Consider the following 21,379-nt stretch of genomic DNA (forward strand, 5'->3'; position numbering starts at 1 on the left):
ACGGTCCCCTCGGCGGGTACCGATTGTCAACGCGGTGAATGGCGCGGCGGGCGGATGGAGATGCGATGACGGATGGGTCGCCCGATGAGAGCGGGCAGCTGAGCCGCCGTGAACGGCTGCGCGCCGACACCGTGGAGGAGATCAAGCGCGCGGCCCTGACACTGATCGTCGAGCGCGGCGCCGCGAACCTCCGCTTCACCGACATCGCCCGCAGCATGGGGATGACCCCGCCCGCCCTGTACCGCTACTTCGCCGACCGGGACGAGCTGCTCACCGCGCTGGTCGCCGACTCCTACGACAGCCTGTCGGACGCGTTGACGGCGACCCGAGGGACCGTGCCGCCGGACGACCTGGACGGCCGCTTCGTGGCCACCTGCAATGCCTACCGCACCTGGGCGCAGCGGAATCCGGAGCGCTTCGCCCTCATCTTCGGCTCTCCCGTACCCGGGTACGCGGCGCCGCCGGACGGGCCGACCGTGGCGGCCGGTCAACAGGCGATGGATCACATGGCCGAACTCGTCGCCGACACGGCCGAGCGTGGCCGGCTCGGCAGCTCGCTGGTGCCGGACCCGGCGGAAGCCCCGATGCTGGCCTGGGCCACGGTGCACGGCTTCGTCACCCTCGAGGCGCACGGCCACTTCCACACGCTCGACCAGCAAGCGCGGGACCGCCTCTTCGCAGTCCAGGCGGGCGTCGCCGCGCGCACCGCAGGCCTGTCGCCGACCGCGGACCAGCGGTGATCAGGGCCCTGCCGGTGGCCCGACAGCACCGAGTTCCGGCGAAGCACCGAACCGGAACGGGGCGCGTGGCGAGTTCGTGTGACGCCGGCAGCGATTGAGGACCGATTTGTGCAATGACAGCCTGTTCGACGGGCCGAGGGCTACCACCAACGCTTCGGCCTCGTCCACGTCGACTTCGAGACGCAGCGGCGCACCCCGAGGGCCTCGTACGCCTGGTACCGCGACCTGATCGCCGCGATCCGTGAAGTGGCACGGGAGGTCGATCGAGCGCGCTGTCGGATGAGGTGCGGCAGATTGTCATGGACCGACTTGTGTTGGGGTTACTTCCAGATTTCGGTCGGCGGGCCCAGGGAGTCGGAAATCATGCCCTTGACATGGTTCCGGTCTTCGGGTTCGTGAGCCAGGAGTTCGACGACTGCGACAGGCCTGCACGCGCCAGGTCGGGCGGTCTCTGCCCGACCCGTCAGCCATCCTGGTGGCCGCGCACAGCTAGTCAGGCTTTGTGTTCCGAGTGGTCGCAACGGCGATGGCTCCATGTCCAGCCGGCAGGCCCCACTCGACGACATGAAGTTCCGCCTGCTCGACCGCACTGCGAGTTACCCCCAATGCAGCAAGTGGAGTTGCCCCGTGGCGCTCCAGCCAAGCGAGGCGGCGATGCTGCTCCACCGGGTCCAAAGCGCCCCAGCAGTCCAGGGTGACGCCCGGAGCAAGCGTGTCCAGCGCTTTCATTCGAGCGGCAACATTCTGGACGTACGGGAGTTCGGAAGGAGATCTAGCCAGCTCTACCAGGCACCAGGCGGTCGCGTACGGGAGTGATCCGTGGGCTTTCATCAGCCGACGGGTTCTCCGATGTTGAGCCGGCGCGAGCAGGAAGCGCAACTTCGGCCATGTCGTGCTGGCCATTCTGCTCATCAGCCGGCGTGCTCCTCGCTCGCCGAACTGGATTGCTCGAGTTGCAGTTCCCGCTTTCTCTGCTCTTCCTTCAGTCGTTCGACGAAGCGCGCAAATGTTCTCAGTCGGTCATCTTCGGAGAGAGGGGTATTCGGGTCGCTTCCGGCGTACTCGTCCAACATGAACTGTGAGGCGTTGTAGTGCTTTTCGATCTCATCGGCAGTCGACTGCAGGTTGTAGCCGCGCTCTCGAAATTTGAAGTACCCTGTAACGCCTGCCGAAATTCCAACAAATCCACTGAGGAGGGCGGTTCCGAGCCTCAGTGCAGTGCTGCCTCCGTCGTTCATTGCGGTGAGGGTCGACGTTACGATTGACCCGGTGATAATGATCACCTGGAAGAAGTTGTGGACCCGGCGATTCTTGTTGGCTCCCTTCCGGTACTGATCGACAATCTCCAGTGATGCTTCGCGATAGATTCGCAGGGCTGATGGGGAATCCAGCGGGAGTTGCGCTGCGGCGGTCTGTCGGTCCTGAAGTGCGTTCCGGAGCTCGCCGGATTTGGTGGAGATCTTCTTGCGGTTGGCCCACAGGAGTCGCCCCATTGCCACCCACAAAGCAACAACGATTGCCAGTCCTGCATACCTCGTGAAAAGCGGCTGCGTATTCCAGAGACCGATGATCACGGTGTAGCCCAGCAGGAAGGCCAACGAGATCGCGCCGAGCATGCTCAGTAGGAAGATGCGCTGGAAGGCGCGGGCCCCGCGAAGGTCGACCTCTAGCTGGTCAAATTCTTTGACCTTCCGCCGGTAGGTCTCCTGAAGGCTTTGTTCCTGCTCCGACGTCAAAACTGGCCGATATTCTGGCGTACTCTGCATGCCTCGGGAAATGCTGGCGCCCGCTGTCACGGGTCCTCCTGTCCTCTCACCTAATCCATAGGAGGATAGGGTGCGAATCGCAGGTCCACAAGGGCGGGTTCATGGGGAGCGAATTTCCGCGATGAATGTATCGAAAACTACCGCCCATGTCGTCAAAATATTCGATTGCCTTTAGAATCTGTGACCGCTTTCAGGAATGACTGATTCAATCGTGAAAACCTGTTCGGGTACTGGTGCGCACCCAGTGGCCGGCCAGCGTTTCCGGTCATGGCGGTCCCGGGGCCCGGGCCCTCGTCAGGAACCTGTTGGGAGTGAGGGCCGGCCGCCGCTGAGGCGGGGCACGAGGACTTCGGGGCGCCTGGATGTGGTCCGTCGGGTAGCGGGGTCGCCTGGTCGGTGCCGTACATCGCCCGCGTACTGTGGTGTCCGACGGAGGGGAGGGGAGCCGTTGCGCAGGGTGCCGCCGGAGATGTTCCGGTTCACGACGGGGGAGAGGGCCGAGCTCTACGGTGCGATCCTGCAGGCCTTCGGCGCGGCCAACGAGCGGTTGGAGACAGCTCTCGGGTTGGACGAGGTCCGGGCCCGGTTGCGAGCGGTCGGCTGGCTCGACGCCGTGCACGACGACGATCTCCAGGAAGCGCTGCGGAAGCTCAGGGAGTGGCAGCTGCTGGACGTCGTCCAGAACCACGCGGAGAACTACCGCACCGCCGAGGAGTACGAGCGCCGCAACCTCCAGTACTCGTTGACCAGGCGCGGTGAGGCCGCGTTCGCCGGGGTCGAGCACGCCCTGTCCGTGCTCGCGTCGACCGGTGCGCTCCAGACCGCGGTCCTGGAGGCGATCACGGACCGGCTCGACGAGCTGTACGTGCTGCTGGGGGACCAGGTCTCCTCGCACCGCAGGGTCTTCACCACGCTGCACGAGCTGGAGGGCCACTTGGAGGCTCTGCTGGCCAACACCAAGGCGTTCAACGGGGAGTTGCAGCGCCTGCTGCGCGCCGAGGGCGCCGATCTGGCGACGTTCCGTGAGGTGAAGGCCGCGACGGTGGCCTATCTCCAGGAGTTCCTCGTCAACCTCGACCAGCGGGGCCAGGCGGTGGCCACTGCCGTGGAGCGGGTCGAGCAGCGAGGGGTGAGTCTGCTGCACGAGCGGGCACTGCGGGGCGCCGAGCTGCCGCCGGTCGCCGGCAGCGACCCCGCGCCGGCCTGGCTGGAGCGGCGCCGGGCGCGGTGGGAGGGGCTCCAGGCATGGTTCCGGCCGACGGACGGTTCGCGCCCCCGGGTGGAACAGCTGCACGATGTGGCGCGGCGGGCGATCGTGACGCTCCTCCAGGTCCTCGACCGGATCACCGAGTCACGGCGCCGCTCGTCCGGCGCGGTGCAGGACTTCCGGGAGCTGGCCCGCTGGTTCGCCGCGGCTCCGGGTGAGGACGACCTGCACCGCCTGTGGTCGGCCGCCTTCGGTCTGGGCCCGGCCCGTCACGCCCATCTCGCGCACCCCGACCCGGAGTTGGTGCCTTCCTCCAGCAGCTGGGCCGAAGCCCCTCCGGTGGAGGTGTCGACTCTGCTGCGCACCAGTGGCCGCACCGAGCGTTTCACCCGCACGGGCAGGGTGCGTGACATCGGTGGCATCAAGGCGGCCCGGACCGAGCGGGCCCGGAGGGAGCGGGCCGAACTCGAAGCCGCCTGGGATGTCCTGGGCACGGACGGCCCGGTCCGGCTCTCCGGCTTCGGCACGCTGGACCATGCCGTCTTCGAGCGACTGCTCGACCTCCTCGGCCGGGCGCTGGCCGTCCGGCCCGACAGCGGCGGAACACGTCGGGCGGTCACCTCGGACGGCCGCGTCGAGGTCGTTCTCCGGCCGATACCCGGCGGCGGGCGAGCCGTCCTGCGGACGCCTCGGGGGAGGCTGGAGGGGCCCGACTACCTGGTGGAGATCCGCAGCCCGGGCAGCACGCGGCAGCAGGCCGGTCACGCCGGACAGGAGGTCGGATGAGCACCCTGGCCAATCAGCTGGTCCTGGCCGAGCGGCAGGATATCGCCCGGGGGATCAGACTCCTCCTCGGCCGACCCCTGATCACCGAGCGCGGCGACCCGGCGGCCTTCGAACTGATCCGCCGTCGGCAGGACCTGCTGACGAAATGGTTCGACTACAACTGCGGCTGGCAGCTGGTGGTGGAGCCCCGGCTGGGGTATGCGCGCCTGTTCAAGATCAGGGCGCTCCCCGAGGCCTCCCGGCCCGCCCGCCGACTCCGTTCCGGGAAGGCCCCGTTCGACCGCCGCCGCTACACGCTGCTGTGCGTCGTCGCGGCCGAACTGCTCCCGGTCCCGGTGACCACGGTCGGCCTGCTCGCCGACCGTGTCGTCCAGGCCTGTGCCACCGACGAGGCGTTGCCGCCCTTCGACACGGCGACCAGATCCGAGCGGACGGCCTTCGTGGACGTCCTCAAGCTGTTGGAGTCCTTCGGCGCGCTCCTCACCGTGGACGGCGTCACCGAGACCTTCGCCGACTCGGCCAAGGCCAAGGTCCTCTACCGGGTGGACGCGACCGTACTGATGCGCCTCCTCGCCGCGCCGGTCGGGCCCTCCCGACTGGCCGTGCCGGCGGAGGAGGTGCCGCTGCGCTTCGAGGAACTACTGCGGGGCTCGGTGCGCGAGAGCCGGTACGGCGGCGGCGACGCCTCCGACGCCCAGCGCAACCTCGGACTGCGGCACTCGGTGCTGCGCCGGCTCCTAGACGATCCCGTCCTCCACCACGACGAGCTCGGCGCGGACGAACTCGCCTACCTCGGCTCGCCGACCGGGCGTCAGATCGTCCGACGCGCCGCCGAGCAGGGCGGCTTCGTCCTGGAGGAGCGGGCCGACGGCCTGCTGCTGGTCGACCCGGACGGGATAGCTACCGACAGCCGCTTCCCGGACGACTCCGCGACGGCCCGGGTCGCCGCGCTGCTCCTGCTGGACCCGTTGACGGCGGCTCCGGACGGGCTCGCACCGGAACAGCTCACCGCCGAGGCGAACGTACTCCTGCGGGGCTTCCCGCAGTGGGCGAAGACCTACCGGTCGGAGGACGGCGCCCAGCGCCTCACGGCCGACGCCGTTCGCGTCCTCGACGACTTCGGCCTGGTCCGCCGGATCGGCGACCGCACCGTTCCCCGGCCTGCGGCGTTCCGGTACCGGACCACCGTGACCGACGGTCCGGCAACCTGACCAGGGAGAAATTCCGATGACCGTGACACAGCTCCCGCAGCGTTCCGTGTTCACCGAGGTGGCCGCGACAGTGCGGTGGCGACCCTCCAGGGCCGGCATCCTCAACGTGTGGCGCTACTACGACGAGACCTTCACCTTCCACCAGGGCCGACTGCTCCTGCGGGGGCAGAACGGTACCGGTAAGTCCAAAGCGCTGGAGGTGCTGCTGCCGTTCCTGCTCGACGCCAGCCTGCGTCCCAACCGGCTGTCCACGTTCGGCGGCTCCGAGCGCACCATGTACTGGAACCTGATGGGCGAGGGCGCCTCGGGCAGGACCCGGGTCGGGTACGTGTGGGTGGAGTTCGTCCGCGACGACGGCGCCCGTCCTGTCCGATTCACCTGCGGTGCCAGGCTCCAGGCGAGCGTGCACACCACCGGTGTCACCGTCGACTACTTCACCACCGGTGCGAGGATCGACCGCCCCGGCGGTCTCTCTCTGGTCAACGACGCGGGTCAGCCGCTCACCCGTGCCGCCCTGGCCGAAGCCCTCCACGGCCGGGGCGAGCTGCACGGATCACCGACCGACTACCGGAACACGGTTCGCAGCACGCTCTTCCCCGGGCTGAGTGAGCAACGCTACGACGCCCTGATCACCGCGCTGCTCCAGCTCCGCACCCCCAAGCTGTCCGAGCGGCTGGACCCCTCGCTGCTGTCCTCCCTGCTCTCCCGGGCCCTGCCCCCGCTCGGCCGGGGCGAGATCACCGAACTGGCCGAGGGGTTCGAACGCCTCGACCGCCAGCGGGAGCACCTGAAGACCCTGGACGAGGAGGTGGCCGCAGCCAAAGCCGTCGCGGTCCAGCAACGCGGCTATGCCCAGCGCGTCCTGCGCGCCGGGGCGGCGGCGCTCATCTCCGCGACGACCGAGATGGACGACCTGGCCCGCATCGCCAGGGAGAGCGACGAGGCGCACGCCGCGGCCCTGGACCGGAGGGAGGAGAGCAGGAGGGCACAGGAGGAGCTCGAACACCGACGACAAGAACTCGACGGTGCCATCGAGGGACTGCTCGGCTCCGAGGTCTACCGGCAGGGGCAGGAGCTCGACCAGCTGCGTACCAGGGCCGACCAGGCCGCCCGTACCGCTGCCCGGGCCCGCGCCGCCGCCGGCCGGAAGGCCGACGCGGCCACGGAGGACGCAGAGCGCGCCGACGATGCGCGGCTGCGCTCCGAGCAGCGGGCCGAAAACGCCCGGGCCGCCCGGGAGGAGACACTGGCCGCAGCACGGCGAGCCGCCATGGAGTCCGTCTGCACGGAGGTGCAGTCGCTCCTCGCCGTCGCACCGGGCCCGTCCGGGGACGCCGAGGAGCGGGGACGCAAGGCCCGCCGCCTGCTGCGCGGTGCGGTCGTCTCGCGGCACGGCCGGATCTCCGAGGTCCGCGCCGCCGTCGATTGTCATGAGCGTTCTGTCGCGGACCGGGAGACGGCGGAGCAGCACCTCGACACGGCACGTGAACGGCTGGCCGACGCGAGCACCCGGCGCGAGGGGACCGCCCACGCCTACGAGACCGCCGTCGAGGTCCATGCCGAGCTGCTGCGTCGGTGGGCGACCGCCGACTGCACTGAGCTGTCCGTCGACGACGCGGAGGAACTCGCGTCCCGCGCTGCCGTCGAGACCGACGTCCTGGCGCTGGTCGAGGCCGCCGCCCGGGTGGCGGAGAGCTCCATCACCGCGGACGAGACGATCGCCCGCACCGGCCGGGACGAGGCCCGTGCCCGGCGCGACCGGGTCGTCGAGGAACTGGAAGGCACCGCGGCCGCGGTCGATCTTCCCCCACTTCCGCCACGGACCCGTACGGCCGACCGTTCGGTCCTGTCGGGAGCGCCGCTGTGGCGCCTGCTGGCGTTCCGGCCGGATGTACCGCCCGCCGACCAGGCGGGCATCGAAGCCGCGCTGGAAGCCGGTGGTCTGCTGGACGCGTGGATGACCTCCGACGGCGGCCTCGCCGTCCCCGGCCACGACACCCTCGTCGACCCGGAATCGGCGCCGCCCGCGCCGGGTCCCTCGCTGCTCGACGTTCTTGCTCCGGAAGCCGACGGTCCGGAAGCCGACGGCCAGGTGCCGCCCGGCAGGGTGCGGCGGCTGTTGGCCGGCATCGCCTACGGTGCCACCCTCCCCACCGGACACCCGGCCGCCGTGGGGGCCGACGGAAGCTGGCGGCTGGCGACGGCGGTCGGTACGTGGAGCAAGGAGGAGTCCAGTCACATCGGCGCCGCGGCCCGGGAACGGGCGAGGCAGCGGCGGATCGCGGAGCTCACCGCCGAACTGGCCGGGGCCGATGCCGTCGTCACCGGCCTGGAGGGACAGCTGCGTGCCCTCGCCGACCGCCGGACGCGTCTCGCCGCCGACCTCCGCTCGCGACCGCACCACCGGGAGGTGGCGCAGGCCAGGCGCGAATGGGAGCAGGTCGAGTCCGAAGTGGGAGCCCGCGAGGACGCCGTCCGCGAGGCCGTAGAACGCCTGGCACGGCGTGAGGACGCGGTCGTCGACGCGCTGCGCGCGCTCGCCGTCACCTCGGCCGAGCACGCCCTGCCGACGGAGCGCGCTGCCCTGGACACCGCTGCCGGGGCAGCCGACGCGCTGCGCGAACTGGCCGACGTCTGGATCGACTTCCACCTCGCGTGGGGGGCCGCCCGGCACGCCTGGGAGACCGCCCGCAGCCATGCCGAGGTGTCCCGGGCCGCGGCGGACGAGAGCCTGGACGAGGCCGGGGCCGCCGAGGCGGCGGCGCGCGGGCTTCGCTCCTCGCTGCTGGCCGTCGAGAGCACCGTCGGCGAGGACTACCGTCAAGTGGCCGCCCGAATCGACGACTTCCGCGCCGAGCTCGACCGGACCCGCCGTGGGACAGAGGCCGGCACCCGGGCACTCATCGTGCTCGAAGGCCGGATCGGCTCACTGAACGCCACCATGGCCCAGGACGCGGCCCGACGGGACGAAGCCGTGACGGCCCGTAACGAGGCCGGCCGAGGCTTCCGCCGCCTCTGTGTCCTCGGTTTTCCGGAGGACGCCGGCGTCGACATCGTCCTCACGTCCGCGGACGGCACGCGCGCCACCCTCGAAGCGGTGCGTGAGGTCGCCGCCACCTGGCCCAACCTGCCGCACGGCGCGAGGAACCTCGGCGACTCCCTGAACCGCCTCTCCGAAGCCGTGCACCGGGCCCGCCAGAGCCTCAGCAGCCGAGCGGACCTCGAACTCGAAGCCGAGGAGAACATCCACGTCCTCACCGCCACCATCGACGGCATCCGGATCGGCGCGACCGGCCTCCTCGCCCTCCTCACCGGTGATCGTGACCGGAGCCAGGAGGACATCACCGCCGCCGAGCGCGGCCTCTTCGACCGGACCCTCACCGGTGACACCCGCCGCCACCTCGCCTCCCGGATCCGCCAGGCCGGGGAACTCGTCGAGCGGATGAACGGCCACCTCGAACGGGTCCGCACCGCCTCACGGGTGGCTGTCCGGCTCGTCTGGCAGATCCACCCCGACCTGCCCGCCGGCACCCGGACGGCCCGCGAACTGCTGCTCAAGGACCCGGCCCGGATCACCGAGGCCGACCGCGAGGCCCTGCACGCCTTCTTCCGGGGCCGTGTCGAGGAGGCCAAGTCCCGCAACACGGCGGCTACATGGGAGGAGCAGCTGGCGGACGTCCTCGATTACACGGCCTGGCACCAGTTCGTCGTCAAGCTGGACCGCGCCAACGGCTCCGGGTGGCAGCTGCTCACCAAAAAACTTCACGGGGCGCTCTCGGGCGGTGAGAAGGCCATCGCCCTCCACCTGCCGCTGTTCGCCGCCGTGGCCGCCCACTACGAGGCAGTGCCGGAGTCCCCGCGGCTGATCCTGCTCGACGAGGTCTTCGTCGGTGTCGACACCGTCAACCGAGGGCAGGTCTTCGGTCTTCTCGCGGCGCTCGACCTCGATCTGGTGCTCACCTCCGACCATGAGTGGTGCACCTACCGGGAACTCTCCGGCATCGCGGTCCATCAACTGATCACCGGCGGTGACGGCGACGACGCCGTCACCAGTGCCCGCTTCACCTGGACGGGGAGCGATCTGCTGGCTGACGGGGCCGCCGAGGCCGAGCGTGCGGAGGAAGCCGCGAATGCCGAGGACGCTGTCGGGGGTGACACGGCATGACAGACCGCCACCCCCTCGACCTCCCCGGACTCCGCCCGCTCTGGACAGCCGTCCACGACCGCCTCTCGACCGGCCGCCCCGTGAACCGGGTGCGGTCCGGGCCGCTCGACGACGCCGGCCGGGAGGCCCTGGCCGATCTCCTCGGACTGGACCGCCTCCCCGGCGCCGAACCGACGGTCCCTCTCGCCGGACTCGACGGTGCCGTGTTGGAGGTCTGCGGCCGACCGCTCCGGGACGTGGTGACCGCGATCGTCGGCCCGATCCGCGACCGGGCCGCCGAACGTGAACTCGCGGCCGGCCGGCGCGAAGCCCTGTGGGGGTGGGTGATCGGCCACGAGGTCGTCACCGCCCAGCCCGTTCTGCTGGAATGGGTCGGCCACCTGAGAGGCAACGGCCTCGTCGACGGCTCACCCGACCGGACCCGGGCTCTGCTGACCGCCGTACTGACGGTCCTTGCCGAGCTTCCTGCCGACGGCGAGCCGCTGCCGGTCCTCGCCGCGCGGCTCCTCGACGGCGACTCGCACGCCCTTGACGACGGAACGCGGCTGTCCGGCCTCGTCCTGCGGGCTCTTTCGGTCCTGTACGGCACCGACATGCCCGACGCCGCCGAAGGGCGACGCGCGCTTTGGAGCCGAGCCGGCGTGGCCGACGACGAACTGTCCACCAGCGTGCTCGCGGTCGGGCTGCGCCCCGCCGGCGACGGCCCGGTCGCCAGGATCTCCTGGACCTGTGCCGACGCCGGCCACCCCGTCAGCCTCACCCTCGCTCAGCTCCGCACGCCCGGAGACTTCACCGGCCCCGCTGGGCCGGTGCACATCACCGAGAACCCCAGCGTGCTCGCCCTGGCACTGCGACGCTTCGGCCCCAGCTGCCCGCCGCTGGTCTGCACCTCGGGCTGGCCCAACACGGCAGTGATCCACCTGCTGCGCCGACTCGCCGACGACGGCGCCTCCCTGCGCTACCACGGCGACTTCGACGGCGAGGGGATCCGCATCGCGGCCCATGTCCTGGCCAAGACCGGAGCCGTTCCCTGGCGCATGGGAGCCGACGCCTACCGAGAGGCCGCGACGAGAGTCCCCTTCGGTCCCGATCCGGGGCGCCTCACGCCCGCACCGTGGGACGCGGCGCTCGTCGGCTCCATGGCCGACCTGGGTACCGCAGTGGTCGAGGAAGTGGTGGCCGACCTCCTCCTCGACGATCTGGCAGACCACCGCCACGGATAGAATGACAGGGTGTCCGACGGGCCGAGGGCTACCACCAGCGCTTCGGCCTCGTCCACGTCGACTTCGAGACGCAGCGGCGGGCGCCGAAGGCGTCCTACGCCTGGTACCGCGACCTGATCGCGGCCCATCGGGCCCGGCAGGCGGGATAGTCGGGCTCACCGAGGGGTCGAGGCACCGCGCGAGCGGGCGTGGCCGGGGCAGGGTTCGTCGTGGAGACCGCCGGCCGCCTGCTCGGACGCGTCCCGCCGTGGCCGCGCGATGCCGGGTGCGAGTCGCGGGGCCGGGGCCTGCGGCTCGCACCGGGCAGCTGCGGTCACTCCTCCTCGTCGGCCTCGCCGGCGGGTTCTTCGGGGGACCAGCGGAGCGTCACGTTGAAGTGGACGCCGGCGGTGCCGCCCGCCAGGATCACGCCGACGCTGCCGTCCAGCTTGACGCCGAACCCGACCTCGATCTCGTCAGGCCGGCGCGGCAGGGCACGGAACGCGTCGATCACGTCGGATGCCGTGTTGACCACGGTGTGCAGCGAGTCCCGCACCGTGGCGCCCGCTCGCTCCAGACTTCCCCGGCCGGCAGGCGCGACGCCTGCGCCGGTGCTCTCGCTCTCGACCACCAGCATCCCGCCGGACGCGAGGGTGAATTCGGTACGTGTTGTCACTTGGCCTCCTGGCCTGGGGTTCAGGATGTGCAGACGGAGCTCTGCGTCGGCTGCGGATACGCGTCGGCCCGGACCTTGTCCAGCCCGGCGAGGATCGTCGGCAGTCGGGTCGGGTCGTTCAGGTAGTCGAGCACCGCGTGGTTGAACGCGGCCGCCATGGTGCTGGGCATGCTGTCCGAGGCGTCGAAGCAGAGGGTGGCGGACGAGGTCAGCAACTCATCGATCCGGCGGGCGACGCTGCCGGTGGCGTGGCCGGACGCCGACCGCGTGGTGACGGCGCGGTTGGCAGAGAAGGCCGACTCCGGCTGCAGGCTCGGCCAGATCTGCTGGGCCTGCGGGCTCGCGAGGAAGGCCATGAACCGCTCCGCCTCGGGCGAGTCGTGGAACATCGCGACGAGGTCTCCCGACACCTCGTACGCCGGCGTCGACGTCGTCCGGAACTCGGGGAACGGGACGAAGTCGTAGTCATTTCCCGGAAGGGGCTTGGTCGCTGCCGGGCCCGGGGTGATGGGAGCGCCGTGTTCGAGGTAGCAGCCGGGCGGTGCGGTGAAGAGCGGATAGGCCCCCTCGCCGTAGCCGGTCAGGAGCGCGGTCAGCGGGCCGCCATGGATCGAGCCCTGGGCGGTGAAGATCTGGCCCCATGCCTGCCAGGCCTCTCCGACCTGCGACGATGTCCAGCTGAGATTGCCGTCGACCCAGTCCGTGTAGATGTCGGCACCCGACTGGTGCAGCAGGATGTCCTCGATCCAGTCGGTGCCCGGCCACCCCGAGTTGGGCGGGTCGGCCAGGGCCAGGCACCAGGGCACCTCGCCCCGCTGGACTATCGACCGGCCGATGCCCACCAAGTCGGCCCAACTGTCGGGCGGCTGGGTGCCGAGTCGCTGGGGGGCGTACCAGATGAGGCTCTTGACGGACGCTTTGACCATGACGGCGTACGGATCGCCGTTCACGGCCTCCCCGGCGTGGGACCACGGGGGGCCGTAGTCGGACCTCAGTAGGTCGACGAGTTCGCGGCCGAGTTTCTCGTCCCGGAAGCGGTCCAGCCGGACCAGGTCGCCCTGCTGCGCGTAGGAGCGCAGCGCCCCGGGGTTCGCCATGACAGCCAGGTCCGGTGCCTCGCGCTTCTGGACGGCGGTCCGCAGCACCTGGTCGAGCGCCCGGGTGGGGGAGGCGCGGACGGTGATGCCGGTCTCGACCTCGAAGGCCGTGAGCACCGCTTGGAAGGCGTTCATCTCGGCCTCGGCGGTCCAGGGTGTCATGATGACCAGGACGCGCCCGCCGGACGAGCCGCCGAGGCAGGAGGCGGACGCCGTCAGCAGGGTGAGGACCAGCAGGAGCCGGAGAGCTGCCTGGCGCTTCTGCCGCATCATTGGCCTCCGAACCGGTACTCGTCGATGCGCGGATTCAGCGCGAGGGCGGCCGTCGTGACGGCAGCCGAGGTCAGCAGCACGAGAAGCGCCAGGAGGACGGCGGAGTAGGCGTCCGCGTCGGTGACACCACGGGTGAACGCGGCCTCGGCCTCGGCCTGGCGGTGATCTGTCCGCCCCGCCTGGACGGTCGCGGGTCCGGACGTCTGCGGTGTCAGGTGGGTCCCGCAGGACCCGGCGTCCGGGCATGCCTGCGTGACGATGGCGGACAGGTCCCTGTCGGCCTGGGCGGCGGACCGGCTCGTCTGCTCCTGTGCCAGGGTGACGGCTTCGGCGAACGGACCGTCCAGGGCCGAGCGCAGGCGTCCGTCCGAGACATGGAGCGACAGACCGCACAACAGGGCCGTCGCGGTGAGGGCGAGCACGGCAGCCGTCAACCGGATGCTCAACCGACGCCGGAACCGGTGGCGCAGCACCGACTGTGTCCGCGCGAACAGCGCCAGCACCAGTGCGAACGGCACCAGGAACAGCAGATCTGCGGGGCCCGCCAGCCACACGGAGCTGTGCCGGTCGGTCAGCGCGGCGTTCTCGGCCGCCCGCAGCCGGTCCAGCGTGTTCGAGACCTCCCGGTACTGCAGGGTTGCGTACCACAGGGCCGGCAGGGCGCGGGTGAGCTCACCGGTCTGCTGGTAGTCGGCGGCGGCCTGTTCGAGCTCGGCGTTGTAGTTGACGACGAGCCCCTCGACGAGTTGCAGATCACTGGTGGCCGCCGGGCCCGCCACGTGGTCCCCGGCCAGTTCCGCCAGGTTCTGGTTGATCGCGGCGATGTCGTTCCGGTACTGGTCGCCGAGTCCGCCGAGGAGCACGGTGCCCTGCCGGAAGCCGTGCACCGCCACGCGTTGGGCATCCGCGAGTGCGCCGTACGCGGCCTCGGCCCGGAGTACCGAAGGGGCGGCCCGCTCGCCGACGGCGTCGGTTCCGGCGTGTGCCCGGCTGAACGCCACCAGGCACAGCGCCCCGGTCAGCAGGCTGCCCGCCACCAGCGCCCCGCGGAGGCGGCGCAGGGTGCGCGCGGTCGTGGAGGGCGTCGCCGGTTCGTCCGCCACCGGTTCGGGCGCCACCGCGCCGGGGGTCGTCATCCGCCCATCACCGGTGAGCTGTCGGTGAACTCGTAGTCGCATTCGAGGTTCTCGCAGTACCGGGCGCCGGCCACCGCGACCCGGCCGCACCTCGGGCAGTCGGGCCCCGGGGCCGACGGGCGCCCGGGCGCCGAACCGGCCCGCGTCGTCGGGTTGCGGGAGAGGCCGTACGAGGTGCTGGTGGCCGTGCCCATCATGGCCTGCAGGACGTAGTCCGGATCAAGCTCCGGTAGCAGGCTGACCACGCCGCGCACGGCATCCTCGACCCGGACGACCTTGCCCAGTCGCCGGAGCGCGTCCTCGTTGCGCAGCTCGGTGGCCAGCGCCACGGCCCGGCCCCAGGCGTCGCAAGCCCCGGGGCGATCCCCCTGGCGGAACAGCGCCCCGCCCCGCCATCTGAGGTCGTACAGCTCCTTCTCCCGCTCGTGGCGGCGCCGATCGGCCCCGAGGACGGTTTCCGGGGCCGGCTGGTCGAGCCAGCGCGCGCTGATCACCTCCACCGAGCTGACGGGCGTGGCCAGTTCGGTGCCGATCGTTCCGGTGACCACTTCGACGGAAGCCAGGGTCTCCGCGTCGGCGCCGACCGTCCGGTCGCCGGTCACGGCGAAGGTCGCGACATACCGGCGCGCCTCGCTGCTCCAGGGGCCGGTCGGATAGTCGGCCGCCGCCGTTCCGGCCAGCGGCAGGCGGTGGCCGACCAGGTCGGCCAGCGCCGGGTGGGCCTGTTCGAGGACCGACACCGACACTCCCGGTGCGCAGCGCACCCGCAGGGCCAGGTCGGACAGCGTCCGGCCCATGGCGGTGCGGATCAGCGCGCGGAAGTCGGGCGCCAGGTCGGCCAGGTCGGGCACCGCGTCCGCCGTGCCCTGGAGTTCCTCGGCGATCCGTCTCAGTTCGGCGGGCTCCCAGTCCGCGCCGATGCCGCGGGCGTCGCAGGTGAACACGGAACGGCAGTCGGCGAGCACGGTCTCCATCGACCGCGCCGACCGGTCCTGGTGCTCGTTGCGTCCATCGGTGAGCAGGAGCGCGTGGCAGATCAGGTCGCCGTGCGGTTCGAGCAGTTCACGGGCCTTGTCGAGCCAGGCGCCGATGACCGTGCCCTGGGCGCCGGGGGCGATCCGGTTGACGGCCTGCCTCGCCTCCGCACGGGTGACGGCGTTCGCCGGGGCGAGGAAGGACTCCCGAGGGTAGATCATGGTTGCCTGGTGGGTGCCGGCGACCACCGCGAAGCGGGTTCCCTCACGCAGGGTGTCGATGGCGGCGCAACTCGCCTCCTTGGCCCGTTGGAGCTTGGTGCGTGGATCGCTCATCGACCCCGATTGGTCCAGCAGGATGACCTCGGCGAACCGCGCGTCGCCCGGCGGGCTCGCCCGCAGGTCGGCTGCGGTGCTCGCGGCCACGCTGAGGTAGACGTGCACCTCACGTTCGTCCAGGGAGCGGTACCTGTCGTAGCTGGCCTCCAGGGTGACTCTCGGTGCTTCGGTCATGTGCCGATTCCTCGTCCTCAGGGGAAGATTGACGGTGCGTCGAATACGGCCGGTTCATTGCGTGGTGACCGGCCTCACGGCGTTGGCCAGATCGACGAGAACGGTGTGGCGGTTCCCGTCCGGTGCCCCGTGGGCGAACGCCCGATATTCCTTCTCCAGTTCCAACCGGAGCCCGTGCTCCGTGACTTCGACTTCGACTTCGACTTCGTCGTCGGAGGCGGTCCGGTCCGGTCGCGAGGTGCGCCGGCGGTCGAGCCTGGCCTCCAGGATCAGGGCGGCGAGCCGACGCCGCTCGGGTTCGTCCAACGGCAGTGTGGCCAGCACCTGTCGGGCTTCAGTGAGGTCCGCGCGGTCGGGCAGGCCCTCGGGGCCCGCGTCGAGCCGCCCTGTGTGAATCCGCAGCGCGGCGATCCGCGCCGCCCGGTGGTGCGGTGAGGTGTCGGGTATCTGCCTCAACGCCGAGACCGCACCGGCCCGGTCGCCGCGGCGGAGCCTCGTCCGGGCGTGGCCGAAGGCGGCGCTCTCGTGCCAGCTGTCGGTCCGCCACACCGACAGGTAGGCCGCCGCTGCGGCGTCGACCTCCTCGTCGGTCGCCGCTCGGTACTCGGCGCACAGTGCCAGCGCGAGCTGCGGTGCGAGCTCACCCGGCAGCATCTGGTGGCAGGAGGTGAACATCTTCTCCGCGCCGCCGAACTGCTGCTCGGCCAGGGCCATCAGCCCCTCGTGCCAGTTGAGCCGCCACCCGGGCCGCAGCAGGTCCCTCGCCCGGTCCAGCGCGGCGCGCGCCGCGCCGAGGTCGTCAAGCCGCAGGTGGAGCCGGCAGCGCAGCAACTCGACCTCGGGCGAGGAGTCGCGGGCGGAGGCCGGGTCGGGATCGGCGTAGGGCGCGAGCTGGGAGAGGGCGACCGCCGGATCGGTGCTGACCGACGCCCTGAGGAACCCTGCGGCGGAGTCGCGGGCGTCGACCAGCGGCTCGGGCAGCCCGGCCGCTGCCGTGACCGGCGCGGGCGGCGCGGTGGCGAGCGGGCGGCAGCTGCCCTCGACCGCCGCCCGCAGCGCCGCGGTACTCGTCCACCGGTCGAGCGGCGGTACCGCCCCGAGCCCGGGGTCGATCAGCGTGGTGGAGCGGGCGAAGAGCAGTGACGGCGCAGTGTACTGGGTGCTGTCCCGGGTGGAGACCAACTCGCGTAGTACACCGCTCAGTTGGCCTGCCATCTCGGCTGCCGAGGCGAAGCGCAGCTGTGGATCGACATGGGTGGCGCGACTGATGAGCCGGCGCAGCGAGGTGAAGCGGGCACGGTCCGGGTCGGCGGTGTACCAGCGGAAGAGCGACTCCAGGGTCCTGCCCACCGTGTGGAGGTCGGTGGCGACGGTGGGCCCGGTGACCATCAGCTCCGGGGCCATGTAGTCCTCCGAGTACGCCCCGCTGCCCACTGCCCCGGCCTCGCGCACCGCGCCGAGGTCGATCAGCTTGATCCGGGAGCCGTACACCATCAGGTTGCTCGGCTTCAGGTCGCAGAACAGGTACTGGCTGTCGTGGAGGTACTGGAACGCCCGGAGCACGCGCAGGACGTAGCCGACGACCTGCTCGGTCTCCAGCAGGCCGAACAGTTCCGGGCGCTCCAGGGAGTAGCCGGGTACGTACTCCATCACGAGGTAGCCGTGGTAGCCGTGCCGGGACCCGCCCGCCGGCTCGTGTGTCACGAAGTCGTAGATGTCGACGATGTCGTCGTGTCTGAGCTCGATCAGGAACCGCTTCTCCTCGGCGGCCTCCTCGACCCGCGTGGGGTCCTCCGAGTCGATCAGGCCCTTGAGCGCCACCGGACGGTTGTTCAGGCGCTCGTCGTAGGCGAGGTAGACCCAGCCGAAGCCGCCGTGTCCGATGCAGCCCTCGACCCGGTAGCGGTCCGACAGCAGGTCGCCCCGGCTGAGTCTCGGCACGAACGAGTAAGCCGTCCCGTCGTACGGGCAGCGCCCCTCCAACAGGCTCGACTGGCCGTCGAGACCTGTGCCCACGGGGCGGCGGCAGGCGGGATCGGGGCAGAGCCTGCGCTCCTCCGGGATTCGCGGAGCGGCTCTGACCGCTCGGGTCGGCTCCGGTCCGGCGATCGTCGGCAGCGTGACGAGGCCCAGTCCCCACCAGGGGCCGTCGCCGAACGGGCGCGGCGGCGGTCCGAGCTCCGCGGGGCGCGCGGACGGCACCGTGCCGCGTTTCGTGCTCACCGGCACCGACCGCCCCGGGGCGCGCTCCCCGGCCGGCGACCGGCCGCCGCCCGTCGGCGCGGCCACCAGCGGCGGAACCAGGCAGCGCCGGCAGTAGCCGGTCGCGTCGAGTTCGCCACCGCAGCCAGGACGGTTGCACTGGTTCATGACTGCCTCCCGTCGATCTCGCGCCGAACGGCCCGGTGGTACTCCTCGACCCGGAGCTCGGCGAGCGGTAGGTCGCATCCACCGCTGTAGAGCAGCCGCCGGGCCGCCTCGTACGACTCGCCCAGTTCCTCGATCAGGCCGCGCGCCGCGGCCTCCGAGCGGTACGCGTCCAGCCGCCCCCGAGCCCGGTTCCGCCGGGTCAGCAGGGCCGTGCACTCGGCGTTCAGTCGCCGGGCCCGCACCAGCGACCGGGCGGCGGCCTCCTCGCAGGTGTCGAGTTCCCCCAGCAGCCATCCCCGGAGGGCGGATCCGGCGGCGGCCGAGCCGGTGTCCCGCAGCACCCGCAGGCGCACCGCGAGCGCGGCGGCGCCGGCGACCTGCGGCGGCGGCGCGCCGAGGATCCGCGGCGCGACGTAGTCACGGCACGCCCGGGCGTCGCGCTCGGCCGTCTCGACCTCCTCGACCAACCGGTCGAGCCGCCCGAGTCGGCTGCCGAACTGCGTCTCTGCGTCGTGCCGGCCGCTCGGCGCGGCGAGCGGGGCGAACGGGGCGAAGGCGGCGGGCTGCCCGAGGCTCGCAGCGACCGCACTGCGGACATAGCGCGGAGGGGCGCCGTGGTAGGCGAGCAGCAGGCGCACGCCGATGCTCGACGCCCGCGCGGCGATCGGTTCGAGCAGCCGGTAGTGCAGTTCGCCGGGGTCGGCCGCCAGATCGACCGCGTTCACCACGACCACGATCGGCGAGCCCAACTCCTCCAACTGGTGGGAGAGATCGTCGGTGACGCGGTCGGTCAGCAGGCTCAGACTCTCCGCGAGCTGCTGGGCGACCTGCTCCGTCGTCCGCCCGGTCGCGTCGACGGCGGCGTCCACCTCGCCCAGCTGTGGCACGGTGCCGGGCGGGGCGCCGCTGACGGCTTCGTCGGGGGCCGCCCGACGGTAGCCCGGCACCGTCAGGCCCACCAGGCGGGACGTCAGCGCGACCGCGCCGCCACCGCCGATCGCGCAGACCCCGCCCGGCCCGTCGGATGCCAGCCAGCCGACCAGGTGCCGGGTCAGCGCGAGCTGCACCGGGTCGTCCAGGATCTCCGGGACCTGCGGCGACGGCCAGTCGCCCGGCAGTACCTGGGAGGGCCGGCTCTTCAGATGCCCGTCGAGCACCGGGCTCGCGTACTTGTACAGGGTCCGGACCGCGATCATCCAGCTGCTCTCGGCGAGCGGCGCCCGGACGACCGCGATCACGCCGAGGATCTCACCGTCCGCGGCGAGAGCCGCGGCACCGCTGAACCCGCGGTCGACGCGCTGCTCCAGGACTGCGTCGAGTTGTACCCGCTCCCCGGTGAAGTCGTACGAGGCGATCCTCGCGTTGACCAGCTGGCCGTTGTCGGTACCCGCCGGAAAGCCGAAGATCCGCACGATCTCGTCGTGCTGCCAGGTCCGCCGGATCCTCGCGCGCGGCGCGCCCGGCACCACGGACCGCAGGGCGAGGATCGCCACATCCCCGCGCTGGCCCGGCAGCGGCGGCTGCCAGCAGCTCTCGACAACGGTCGCCGGATAGGCGTCGTCGGGACGTCCGGCGATCCGGACCCGGACCTCGCGATCGGCTTCACGCCCGGCGTCGATGGCCTCCTCGACCACATGCGCACACGTCAGCACGTACTCGCCGTCGAGCATCGTCCCGGCACCGTGCACGCGCCCCTGGGTGTCCTCGATGCGCGCCAGCCAAGGATCCTCCCGCCCCATGGCGAAAACGCTACGCCAGAAAGGATCTGACAGATAGTCATCTCACATGATCGGATCAGGTTGTGAACACCGATCCCGGGCGGAAGGCTGCTGTCGGCCAGGGTCGTCGAGCGCCGAAACGCGTGAGACCCGGATGCCCGATCGGGATCGGGTGCCGTACGGCTCGCAGCTGCCCTCGCCGACGTTCGCGCAGTGGCACCACATCGGCTCAAGCACCGCCGCGCGGCCGAGGGCCGGCACCGGGGAGCCGAGGACCGCGATCACCACGTCCGCCGGAGGTGACGCCACCGGTCGAGGCGGACGGTGGACGTCCCGGCTGCACGGGAGGGCGGGCCAGGCCACCACCCGGCCGGGGCGCGGAGGCGCGGGGCCGGTCTCAGCCGGGGCGGCGACGGGTGAACTCCGCGATCTGGCTGCGTCGCAGGGCGTCGAACTTGAGGTCCTCGCGGCCGGGGTCGGGGAGGACGGCGTTCGGCCAGACCAGCGCCAGCTCGTAGCCGAAGTCGGCGAGCCAGTCGAGACGTTCGGTGAGGACGGAGTACGGCGCCTGACTCTTCCGGGACTGCTGGAGAACCGGCCAGAGGTTCTGGGTGCGGCGCATCGGCCCGATCTGTTCGAGGACGACCCGGTCGCCGCGGGCGGCGGCGTCCCGCTGAATGGCGTCCAGCTCATCGCTGGTGATGCAGCCGAACTCGCCGAGGAACGGACGTGGGCCGCTCAGACCGGAGAGGACCGGCAGGGCGTCCAGCCCCGGGAAGGAGGCGTAGTAGTGGAACTGCGGGCGGGTCACCTTGACGCTGCTGAACACATCGGTGATGTCCCGGTAGTAGCGGTGCCCGACGGTGGACGGCAGGCCGGCCGCCTCCACAGCGGCGACGCAGTCCTTCATGAGTGCGGTGAGTGCGTCCTGCCGGACGGCCGGGCCGAAGAGGTCGCCCGTCAGCGGGCTGACGCACCAGTAGGGCTCGTTGACGACATCCACGGCGTGGATGACCTTGCGGTGCTTCGCGATCGCCGCGACCAGCGGTTTGATCGTGCCGTTGACGAACGTCGCCCGGTAGTTCGGGTCCTCGGCGACGGCCCGCCGGCCGCGGCCGTAGTTGAGGTCGGTGGGGGTGGGTGCCCCGGGGCCGAAATGCTGCAGTGACCGGGCCTCCGGACCGTCGAAGAAGCTGTAGTCGAGGAGGACCGGCACCATCCGCATGCCGGCCTTCTCGAACTTCACCAGAAGCTCCTCCACGTCGTCGAGGAACTTCTGGTGAATCCGTTGCGGCGGTTCGAACCGCCAGCGGTTGGCCTCGCGGAGGGCGGTGACGCAGGAGACGGTGCCGTCGTAGTTGACGCCGTGTGCCAGCAGCCACATCCGTACCACGGTGACGCCGAGGCCGCGCAGCGTGGCCAGGTTCCGGTCCAGGTCGGAGCCGGCCCCCTGCCACGGATGCGGCTTGCCCCTCTCGTGGATGTTGGGCCCGACGGTGATCGGGTCATTGCGCATCCAGGGGTAGTTGACCCCGACTTCCATGA

General features: G+C 71.3%; 13 protein-coding genes and 2 pseudogenes. 7 read left to right on the top strand and 8 right to left on the bottom strand.

The genetic code is table 11. From position 1 onward, the window contains the following. The first annotated feature begins 65 nt into the window (after window positions 1–65). The gene (locus PUR56_RS03375; RefSeq protein WP_329947777.1) at window positions 66–740 is read left to right on the top strand and encodes a TetR/AcrR family transcriptional regulator; all 675 of its coding nucleotides are present in this window, start codon (window positions 66–68) and stop codon (window positions 738–740) included. A gap of 132 nt (window positions 741–872) precedes the next feature. After that, a pseudogene (locus PUR56_RS43255) lies at window positions 873–983 on the top strand (family 1 glycosylhydrolase); the annotation flags it as partial. A 668-nt stretch (window positions 984–1,651) separates the two neighbouring features. On the opposite strand, the gene PUR56_RS03385 reads toward PUR56_RS43255, so the two are convergent. Next, window positions 1,652–2,536 carry a DUF4231 domain-containing protein gene (locus tag PUR56_RS03385; RefSeq protein WP_329947778.1) on the bottom strand — a complete coding sequence of 295 codons (885 nt, stop codon included), beginning with the start codon at window positions 2,534–2,536 and terminating at the stop codon, window positions 1,652–1,654. 439 nt (window positions 2,537–2,975) lie between these two features. Between PUR56_RS03385 and PUR56_RS03390 the strand changes: the two genes are divergently transcribed. The 5 genes and pseudogenes from PUR56_RS03390 to PUR56_RS43260 form a co-directional block, all read left to right on the top strand. Next, window positions 2,976–4,499, top strand: coding sequence for a TIGR02677 family protein (locus PUR56_RS03390; RefSeq protein WP_329947779.1), 1,524 nt, complete (start codon window positions 2,976–2,978; stop codon window positions 4,497–4,499). After that, complete coding sequence (locus tag PUR56_RS03395; protein WP_329947780.1) at window positions 4,496–5,710, top strand: TIGR02678 family protein; 1,215 nt, start codon at window positions 4,496–4,498, stop codon at window positions 5,708–5,710. The genes PUR56_RS03390 and PUR56_RS03395 overlap by 4 nt, the downstream gene beginning before the upstream one ends. A 16-nt stretch (window positions 5,711–5,726) precedes the next feature. Further along, complete coding sequence (locus PUR56_RS03400; protein WP_329947781.1) at window positions 5,727–9,875, top strand: TIGR02680 family protein; 4,149 nt, start codon at window positions 5,727–5,729, stop codon at window positions 9,873–9,875. Further along, on the top strand, window positions 9,872–11,098 hold the full coding sequence (locus PUR56_RS03405; RefSeq protein WP_329947782.1) for a TIGR02679 family protein: 1,227 nt from the start codon (window positions 9,872–9,874) through the stop codon (window positions 11,096–11,098). Before PUR56_RS03400 ends, PUR56_RS03405 begins: the two co-directional genes overlap by 4 nt. Window positions 11,099–11,118: 20 nt before the next feature. After that, window positions 11,119–11,247: pseudogene (locus tag PUR56_RS43260) on the top strand (family 1 glycosylhydrolase); the annotation flags it as partial. A 164-nt stretch (window positions 11,248–11,411) separates the two neighbouring features. Here the strand turns inward: PUR56_RS43260 and PUR56_RS03415 are convergent. From PUR56_RS03415 to PUR56_RS03445, 7 genes are all read right to left on the bottom strand, one after another. Further along, window positions 11,412–11,753 (bottom strand): CU044_2847 family protein, encoded by a 342-nt coding sequence (locus PUR56_RS03415; RefSeq protein WP_329947783.1) that lies wholly within the window; start codon window positions 11,751–11,753, stop codon window positions 11,412–11,414. Between the two features lie 20 nt (window positions 11,754–11,773). Beyond that, a complete protein-coding gene (locus PUR56_RS03420; protein ID WP_329947784.1) occupies window positions 11,774–13,123 on the bottom strand; it encodes an ABC transporter substrate-binding protein in 1,350 nt (449 codons plus the stop codon). Next, on the bottom strand, window positions 13,120–14,259 hold the full coding sequence (locus PUR56_RS03425) for a hypothetical protein (RefSeq protein WP_329947785.1): 1,140 nt from the start codon (window positions 14,257–14,259) through the stop codon (window positions 13,120–13,122). Before PUR56_RS03425 ends, PUR56_RS03420 begins: the two co-directional genes overlap by 4 nt. Further along, complete coding sequence (locus PUR56_RS03430; protein WP_329947786.1) at window positions 14,256–15,746, bottom strand: vWA domain-containing protein; 1,491 nt, start codon at window positions 15,744–15,746, stop codon at window positions 14,256–14,258. Before PUR56_RS03430 ends, PUR56_RS03425 begins: the two co-directional genes overlap by 4 nt. A gap of 54 nt (window positions 15,747–15,800) precedes the next feature. Further along, window positions 15,801–18,116 (bottom strand): serine/threonine-protein kinase, encoded by a 2,316-nt coding sequence (locus PUR56_RS03435; protein ID WP_329947787.1) that lies wholly within the window; start codon window positions 18,114–18,116, stop codon window positions 15,801–15,803. Further along, window positions 18,113–19,855, bottom strand: coding sequence for a serine protease (locus tag PUR56_RS03440; RefSeq protein WP_329947788.1), 1,743 nt, complete (start codon window positions 19,853–19,855; stop codon window positions 18,113–18,115). The genes PUR56_RS03435 and PUR56_RS03440 overlap by 4 nt, the downstream gene beginning before the upstream one ends. A gap of 376 nt (window positions 19,856–20,231) precedes the next feature. Next, window positions 20,232–21,377 carry a hypothetical protein gene (locus tag PUR56_RS03445; RefSeq protein WP_329947789.1) on the bottom strand — a complete coding sequence of 382 codons (1,146 nt, stop codon included), beginning with the start codon at window positions 21,375–21,377 and terminating at the stop codon, window positions 20,232–20,234. Between the last annotated feature and the right edge of the window lie 2 nt (window positions 21,378–21,379).

Origin of the sequence: Streptomyces sp. BE303, assembly GCF_036290945.1 — a bacterium.
In the GTDB taxonomy this organism is placed as follows: domain Bacteria; phylum Actinomycetota; class Actinomycetes; order Streptomycetales; family Streptomycetaceae; genus Kitasatospora.